8 protein-coding genes are annotated in these 8,429 nt (G+C 47.1%); 7 read left to right on the forward strand and 1 reads right to left on the reverse strand.

Translation table 11 applies throughout. The features are described from left to right. From B3M51_RS00005 to B3M51_RS00015, 3 genes are all read left to right on the forward strand, one after another. Positions 1-351 (forward strand): OsmC family protein (locus B3M51_RS00005; protein WP_292755993.1); only part of this gene is annotated, 351 nt, incomplete at its 5' end. A gap of 28 nt (positions 352-379) precedes the next feature. Next, a complete protein-coding gene (locus tag B3M51_RS00010) occupies positions 380-769 on the forward strand; it encodes a VOC family protein (RefSeq protein ID WP_292412740.1) in 390 nt (129 codons plus the stop codon). Positions 770-783: 14 nt separating this feature from the next. Then, positions 784-1,059, forward strand: coding sequence for a YcgL domain-containing protein (locus tag B3M51_RS00015; RefSeq protein ID WP_292483822.1), 276 nt, complete (start codon positions 784-786; stop codon positions 1,057-1,059). A gap of 14 nt (positions 1,060-1,073) precedes the next feature. Here the strand turns inward: B3M51_RS00015 and mutS are convergent, their stop codons facing one another. Next, on the reverse strand, positions 1,074-3,623 hold the full coding sequence (gene mutS, locus B3M51_RS00020) for a DNA mismatch repair protein MutS (RefSeq protein ID WP_292755995.1): 2,550 nt from the start codon (positions 3,621-3,623) through the stop codon (positions 1,074-1,076). 16 nt (positions 3,624-3,639) lie between these two features. On the opposite strand from mutS, the gene B3M51_RS00025 reads away from it, so the two are divergent. The 4 genes from B3M51_RS00025 to alaS all read left to right on the forward strand — a co-directional run bounded on the left by B3M51_RS00025 (position 3,640) and on the right by alaS (position 8,352). After that, positions 3,640-4,152 carry a CinA family protein gene (locus B3M51_RS00025; RefSeq protein WP_292483826.1) on the forward strand — a complete coding sequence of 171 codons (513 nt, stop codon included), beginning with the start codon at positions 3,640-3,642 and terminating at the stop codon, positions 4,150-4,152. Between the two features lie 120 nt (positions 4,153-4,272). Next, positions 4,273-5,313: a recombinase RecA gene (gene recA, locus B3M51_RS00030; protein WP_292483828.1), complete on the forward strand. Its 1,041-nt coding sequence runs from the start codon at positions 4,273-4,275 to the stop codon at positions 5,311-5,313. Further along, positions 5,310-5,765, forward strand: a complete 456-nt coding sequence (gene recX / locus B3M51_RS00035) for a recombination regulator RecX (protein ID WP_292483830.1) — start codon at positions 5,310-5,312, stop codon at positions 5,763-5,765. Before recA ends, recX begins: the two co-directional genes overlap by 4 nt. Further along, positions 5,749-8,352, forward strand: a complete 2,604-nt coding sequence (gene alaS / locus B3M51_RS00040) for an alanine--tRNA ligase (RefSeq protein ID WP_292755998.1) — start codon at positions 5,749-5,751, stop codon at positions 8,350-8,352. The genes recX and alaS overlap by 17 nt, the downstream gene beginning before the upstream one ends. Positions 8,353-8,429: the final 77 nt, after the last annotated feature.

An 8,429-nucleotide genomic window follows, 5' to 3' on the forward strand; every position in this document is an offset into this window, starting at 1 on the left:
GTAATGGATGGTCCTGAAGAAGCAGGTGGTCACGGCACGGGCATGCGTCCGATGGAGCTTCTACTGCTGGGCCTTGGTGGCTGCACATCATTTGACGTCATCGATATTCTGAAAAAATCGCGTCAAGATGTTACCGATTGCGTGGTTGAAGTTTCCGCGGAACGAAGCGAGGAAGCGCCAAAAGTCTTTACCAAAATTCATGTGCACTACACCGTAACCGGCCGCAATCTTAAACAGAATTTTGTCGATCGTGCGGTAAAACTATCGACAGAGAAGTATTGCTCGGCGTCAATTATGTTGGCAAAAACCGCCGAAATCACCCATGACTATGAAGTGATTGAACAAGCCTAATCGAATTTCAATAAACCGGAGCATAACCATGCAGCGACCAACACGAACTGGCGGTTTGCGTCATGTGGCACTAACCGTCGAAAATCTCGAAGCCTGCGAACAGTTTTATGTGGACTTACTAGGCATGGAAGTCGAATGGCGTCCTGATGAGGATAACGTTTATCTGACCTCTGGCAATGACAATCTGGCTTTACACCGTGGCGAAAATATCAATAAAACACCTGTTCAGCCTCTGGACCATATTGGTTTTATTATTCCAACACCTGAGCAGGTTGATGAATGGTATGCCTTTCTGGATCACCATGCGGTTCCAATGCGCCAGCCACCACGTACCCATCGTGATGGAGCACGCAGTTTTTATTGTTATGATCCAGCCGGAACTGTCGTACAGATCATCTATCATCCGCCGATTTCGTAAATCAGAGTTGTGTTATGAAAGCCTATATCTATAAAAGCCGTAAAAAAGAAGAGTTATATCTTTATCTCAGCAAGAAAGATGATTTTTCGGAAGTGCCGCCAAGCCTCTATGGCTCAATGGGCAACGAGCCGATATTTGTGATGGAACTGGAACTAAGTCCAGATCGCAAACTGGCCCGTGAAGATGTCAATAAAGTCATTCATAATCTGGAAACACAGGGTTTCCATGTACAAATGCCGCCAACCAATGATTTGTTACTGCACCGTGAACGCACTGGCCAGTTACATTAATTGAGCGACAGCATTCAGATAAATTTTTTGAGCTCGTAAAGTAATTCCAGTGCCGCTTTGGGAGTTAATTCATCAGGATTGATTTGCTCGATTTTGTGTATCAGGGCCGAATTATCCGGTTGAGCAAATAAATCCTGTTGCGGTGGTTGTTCATGCAAATTTGTACTAACAGTACGTTGAGTTTCCAGAGCGGCTAATTTATGTTTTGCCGCCTGAATCACATCGTTTGGTACCCCTGCCAACTGCGCCACCTGCAAACCGTAACTCTGATTGGCTGCACCCGGTTTTAATTGATGCAAAAACACGATCTTGTCACCATGCTCAATCGCATCAAGATGCACATTGCTGGCTTTGTCATATAATCCTGGCAACTGAGTCATTTCAAAATAATGGGTAGCAAATAAGGTATACGCGCCAATATCCCGCACCAGTTTTTCGGCGCAGCTCCAAGCCAGCGCCAAGCCATCAAAAGTACTGGTGCCCCGCCCTACTTCATCCATTAACACCAGACTTTGAGCTGAAGCATTATTCAGAATATTTGCTGCTTCATTCATCTCCACCATAAAAGTAGAGCGTCCTGAGGCCAAATCATCACTGGCACCAATACGAGTAAATATCTGATCAATCGGACCGATAACAGCCGAATCAGCAGGAACATAGCTGCCCATATACGCCATGATCACGATTAATGCTGTCTGCCGCATATAGGTGGATTTACCGCCCATATTGGGGCCGGTAATCACCAGCATCGACTGTTCATTTAACTGCAAATCATTGGGACAGAAATGCGTTTTTTGCACTGCCTCAACCACCGGATGTCTACCCGCCTGAATCGATAAGCCCTGCTCAGCAGTCAACTGTGGCGCGACATAATTAAGCGTTTGTGCCCGCTCAGCCAGATTGCTCAAAACATCCAGTTCTGCCAGTGCCGTAGCACAATGGGTCAATGCGGCAAGCTCTGGTTGAATCAGTTTAAAAAGCTCTTCGTATAATGATTTTTCCAATGCCAAGGCTTTTTCGCTGGCGCTGAGTACCTGATCCTCGTGCGTTTTCAGCTCGGCAGTAATATAGCGCTCAGCATTTTTCAGCGTTTGCCGACGCTGATAATCAGCCGGTAACTGAATATTGTGGGCACGGCTGATTTCGATAAAAAAGCCATGCACTTTGTTATAGCCAACTTTTAAGGTACTGACACCAGTGCGCTCACGCTCACGCTGTTCCAGATCGCGTAAAAAATCATTGGCATTCAGATGCAGATTGCGTAACCGATCCAGTTCCGCATGATAGCCTTCGGCAATCACCCCACCATCTCGAATCAACACTGGCGGCTCTTCAATAATTGCTCTATTCAATAACTCAAGTAGTTCCGGGAAAGTCCCCAACTCGCGATCGATCTGTTTCAGCAATCGGGCTTGAGTACCCGATAAAGATTGATGCAGATTTGGCAGAGCAGTCAGCATTCGACGTAACTGTACAAAGTCACGCGGTCTGGCACTACTCAGTGCTACGCGGGTAACGATACGTTCGATATCGCCTAGCGGTTTTAACAGGGTTTGAACGGCAGCAATAACATCCTGTTCAATAAGATTGCCAATCGCCGCCTGACGCTGTTGCAAGGTAGTTAAATCTCGTTTCGGTTGTAACAACCAACGCCGCAGTAAGCGTGTACCCATCGGTGTAACGGTATTATCAAGTACCGACAATAAGGTATTTTCACGACCACCTGACAGGTTTTGCTCCAGCTCCAGATTGCGTCTTGATTGTGGATCAATACGAATACTGTCGGCCGGCGTTTCAACACTGATTTTGCGTAACTGCGGCAACGCTGTGCGATGGGTTTGCTGGGCATAATTCAATAAGCAACCTGCCGCCATAATGGCCAGCGGCAAATCATCACAGCCAAAGCCTTTTAAATCCGTGGTCCCAAAGTGCTCACATAAACGACGCCGCGCCGCATCCAGGCCAAAATGCCATTCCGGCACAAACTTCAGTTGATTGTTATAACTATTTAAGGTGTCCCCATGACTGTCATCAATCAGAATTTCAGCAGGTTGTAATCGAGCTAGATCGGCTAACAAATCCGCTAGCGATTGATGCTGACATACATCAAAACGGCCACTGCTGATTTCGGCTACTGCTAAACCGTATTGATCTTTTTTCCGAGAAATCGCAACCAGCAGATTCTCTTGTTTACTGTCGAGTAAAGCCTCATCTGTTAAGGTACCGGGCGTTAGCACCCGCACAACTTTCCGTTCCACCGGCCCCTTGCTGGTTGCCGGATCACCAATCTGCTCACAAATCGCGACAGCCACACCGCCTTTAAGCAATCTGGCCAGATACCCTTCAGCCGCATGATAAGGCACACCCGCCATCGGAATCGGCGCGCCATTACTATTACCGCGTGCTGTCAGCGTAATATCCAATAACTCGGCAGCTTTATGCGCATCGTCAAAAAACAACTCATAAAAGTCGCCCATTCGATAAAACAATAACAATTCGGGATGCTCGGCCTTGATACGCAGATATTGCTGCATCATTGGCGTATGATTGGTTTTTTCGGTCATTTTTATAGTTTAGCGTATGCAAGATTATTCTGACGCAACACTTTATCAGCTTACCCAGCAACTGGCACAAGCGCTTCAATCGAAAGGTCTGCGTTTGGTCACTGCCGAGTCGTGCACGGGTGGCTGGCTGGCGAAATGTTGTACGGATTTGGCTGGCAGCTCAGGCTGGTTTGAAGGTGGTATCGTCAGCTACAGTAACCAAATCAAACAACAGTATCTTGATGTTCAGCTCAGCACGCTGGAAAAATATGGTGCTGTCAGTGAGCAAACCGTTATTGAGATGGCTTCTGGAGCCATCCAAAATTTCGACGCAGATATATCCGTCGCAATTAGCGGCATTGCTGGTCCAGATGGCGGCTCAGTTGAAAAACCAGTTGGTACCGTTTGCTTTGCCTGGGCAGATAAACAAAGTGTGTTTTGCAATACATTTCATCTGCGCGGCAATCGCGAATTCATTCGCCGCCAGGCAGTATTTATTGCACTGGATGGCTTGGTGAAAAAATTAGCTTCCACTGAATATTACGCCTGAACACAAATACAAAATTAATATCCAAGAAATGCCTGTTTGAAACCGTAATCGACGCTGGTGAGACATGGCTATCTGTGTGATAATCCATAGTTTTCTGATATCAGCTAAAGGGCACACCAAATGGATGAAAACAAGAAGAAAGCGCTTGGCGCAGCCTTAGGTCAAATCGAAAAACAATTTGGCAAAGGTGCGGTTATGCGTTTGGGCGATGGAACTGCCCACCGTGATATTGATGCGGTCTCAACGGGCTCAATCGGGTTAGACGTGGCACTTGGCATCGGCGGTCTGCCGCGTGGCCGAGTTGTTGAAATCTACGGACCGGAATCTTCAGGTAAAACAACGCTGACTTTGCACGCCATCGCTGAAATGCAAAAATTGGGTGGCACCGCAGCGTTTGTTGATGCCGAACATGCACTTGATCCGCTTTATGCTGAAAAACTGGGCGTCAACATTGATGATTTGCTGGTCTCACAACCCGATACTGGTGAACAAGCTTTGGAAATCACCGATATGCTGGTGCGTTCAGGCGCTGTTGATATAGTGGTGGTCGACTCGGTCGCAGCATTGACACCTAAAGCTGAAATCGAAGGTGATATGGGCGACAGCCATATGGGTCTGCAAGCTCGCTTGATGTCTCAGGCTTTACGTAAACTGACTGCTAATATCAAGCGCTCCAACACGCTGGTAATCTTCATTAACCAAATTCGTATGAAAATCGGCGTTATGTTTGGTAACCCGGAAACAACTACCGGCGGTAATGCCCTTAAATTCTACGCTTCTGTTCGTCTGGATATTCGTCGTATTGGTGCCATCAAAAAAGGCGATGAAATCCTCGGTAACGAAACCCGCGTGAAAGTCGTTAAAAATAAAGTCGCGCCACCCTTTAAACAGGTCGAATTCGATATTCTTTACGGCGAAGGTATTTCCCGCGAAGGTGAATTAATTGATTTGGGTGTCAGCGAAAATATCGTCGAAAAATCCGGTGCATGGTATAGCTACGATGGTAACCGCATTGGCCAGGGTAAAGATAATGTACGTATTTATCTGAAAGAACATCCTGAAATGGCCAAAGATATTGAAGCTAAAATCCGTGCCGTGATGTTGCCAAAGAACGTCAAGGTAAGCGCTGAAACACCCGTGGATGACGAAATCGACGCGTGAAATCCCGCTCAGCAACCGAACAAGCCATTGGCTATTTAGCCAGAAGAGAACATAGCGCTGCAGAATTACAGCAAAAACTTCAACAAGCTGGCCATGAAACAGATAAAATTCATGCCGCTTTAGAAAAGCTGCAACAAAGTGGCCTGCAAAATGATCAACGTTTTGCCGAAGCGTTTATCCGATCTCGTGCTCTTCGCGGATATGGTGAACTACGAATTCGGCAGGAAATGAAACAGAAAGGCGTGGCGGATGAATTGATTCATTCCACCATGCAACAGGCAGAAACTGATTGGTTTGCGCTTGCCATCGAAGTTCGATGCAAGCGTTTTGGCGAGCAGAGCCCCGATGATTTTAAAGACCGTGCCAAACAGATGCGGTTTTTACAATATCGGGGCTTTACTCATGAACAAATAACGGAAAGTTTTAAACTGACTAATGAAAACGAGCGCTGATTTACGCAAATTGTTTCTGGACTTCTTTGCTGACAAAGGTCACGAAGTTGTTTCCAGCAGTCCATTAATTCCAGCCAATGATCCGACATTGTTGTTTACCAATGCCGGCATGGTTCAGTTTAAAGAAGTCTTTCTCGGTCAGGAAACCCGAAAATACACGCGAGCCACCACTACACAGCGCTGTGTTCGTGCCGGTGGCAAACATAACGATTTGGAAAACGTCGGCTACACCGCCCGCCACCATACGTTTTTTGAAATGCTGGGTAACTTCAGCTTTGGTGACTATTTCAAACATGAAGCGATCCAATATGCCTGGGAGTTTCTGACCGAAACGCTGCAATTGCCCGCTGACAAATTATGGATCACCGTATTTGAAGAAGATGACGAAGCGGCGGATATCTGGTTAAAGGAAATTGGGGTTGATGCTTCCCGCTTCTCTCGTATTGGCGCCAAAGATAACTTCTGGTCAATGGGCGATACCGGTCCATGTGGCCCCTGCTCTGAAATATTTTATGACCACGGCCCGGAAGTCGCCGGCGGCCCTCCCGGCACACCTGAAGAAGATGGCGATCGTTATATCGAGATCTGGAATCTGGTGTTCATGCAGTTCGACCGCTCTGCAGACGGCACACTGACACCTCTGCCTAAACCTTCCGTAGATACCGGCATGGGTCTGGAACGTCTGGCAGCCGTATTGCAGCACAAACATAATAATTACGACATCGATCTGTTTCAGAATCTGATTAAAGCGATTCAAAAACTGTCGGGCACTACCGATTCCAGTAATACTTCCCTGCGCGTTATCGCTGACCATATTCGCTCATGTGCCTTTATGATCACCGATGGCGTTCAACCTTCAAATGAAGGGCGTGGTTATGTACTGCGTCGTATTATCCGCCGCGCCATTCGTCATGGGCACAAATTGGGTTTAAAAGAAGCCTTTTTCTACAAACTGGTTCAGCCATTAGTCGACGAAATGGGCGAAGCATTTCCGGAACTTGCCAAGGCACAGCCAGTTGTCCAACAGGCTTTGCAAATTGAAGAAGAACGTTTTGCCGATACGCTGGATAACGGTCTGAAAATTCTGGATCATGCGATTGAAGAAATGGGGGATAAAGAAATTCCCGGTGAAACCATTTTCCTGTTGTACGACACCTATGGATTCCCAATTGACTTAACGGCCGATATTGCCCGCGAACGTGGCTTAACAATTGATGTTGCTGGCTTTGAACGTCATATGGAAGCCCAACGTAATCGCGCTCGCAGTGCCAGTCAGTTTGGGGGTGCGTTATCCGAAACACTGATTATTGATGGCGAAACCGTTTTCTGTGGTTACGATCATATGCGTAATGAAGGCGTGATCACTGCCCTGCTGGTCGATGGCGAAAATGTTGATAAACTGCATGCTGGTCAGCAAGGCATTATCGTTCTGGATCACACACCATTTTATGCCGAATCCGGTGGTCAGGTCGGTGATCAGGGTGAAATCAACACGGCAGGTGCCCACTTCATTGTCAAAGACACACGCAAACAGGGTAAAGCCTTTACCCACATCGGTGAATGTAAAGACGGTACTTTTGAAGTCGGCCAGCAGGTCATTGCCCATGTTGACGAATATAACCGCCAGGCTACGGCACTGAATCACTCTGGAACGCATCTGTTGCATGCGGCATTGCGAAATGTGCTTGGTGAACATGTTACACAAAAAGGCTCACTGGTAGATTCACAACGTTTGCGGTTCGACTTTTCGCATTTTGAACCCGTTACAGCAGATCAGCTTCGCGAAATTGAACGGATGGTTAATCAACACATTCGTGTAAACCATGCTGTTGAAACCCGCCTGATGCCAATTGAAAAAGCGCGTCAAAGTGGTGCTATGGCGCTGTTTGGTGAGAAGTATGATGACGAAGTTCGCGTGCTGAGCATGGGTGACTTTTCGATTGAACTTTGCGGTGGTACACACGTTGGCCGCACCGGGGATATCGGTTTATTGAAGATAACCAATGAAACAGGCATTGCTTCTGGTGTTCGCCGCATTGAAGCGGTCACCGGTGAAGCAGCACTGAACTATATTGAACAATCAGAAAACCGCCTAAACAGCATTTCTGAACTGGTCAAAGCCAAGCCGGAAAATATTGAAGAAAAAACCCAACAACTGGTGCAACGCACCCGTCAGATGGAAAAAGAACTGGAATCACTTAAATCCAAACTCGCCAGCAGTGCCGGATCAGATCTGGCAGCATCTGCTACCGAAATCGGATCGATAAAAGTGCTGGCCGCCAATCTTGAAGGGGCTGATGTAAAAAGCCTGCGTGATACGGTTGATCAACTTAAAAACAAACTGGGCACTGCCGCCATTATTCTGGCAACTGTAGAAGGTGAAAAAATCACCTTGATCGCCGGTGTCACTAAAGATGCAACCGATAAAATCCGGGCCGGTGATCTGGTATCGCATGTCGCCGCACAAGTTGGTGGTAAAGGTGGCGGCCGACCAGATATGGCACAAGGCGGTGGTAGCGAACCACAAAAATTAACTGCTGCACTCGACTCCGTCACCAACTGGGTGGCATCTAAGCTGGAAAATTAAGTCATGGCACTTATCGTACAAAAATACGGCGGTACTTCAGTCGGTTCTGTAGAACGTATCCAGGAAGTCGCTAAAAA

Origin of the sequence: Methylophaga sp. UBA2689 (assembly GCA_002354555.1) — a bacterium.
Lineage (GTDB): Bacteria > Pseudomonadota > Gammaproteobacteria > Nitrosococcales > Methylophagaceae > Methylophaga.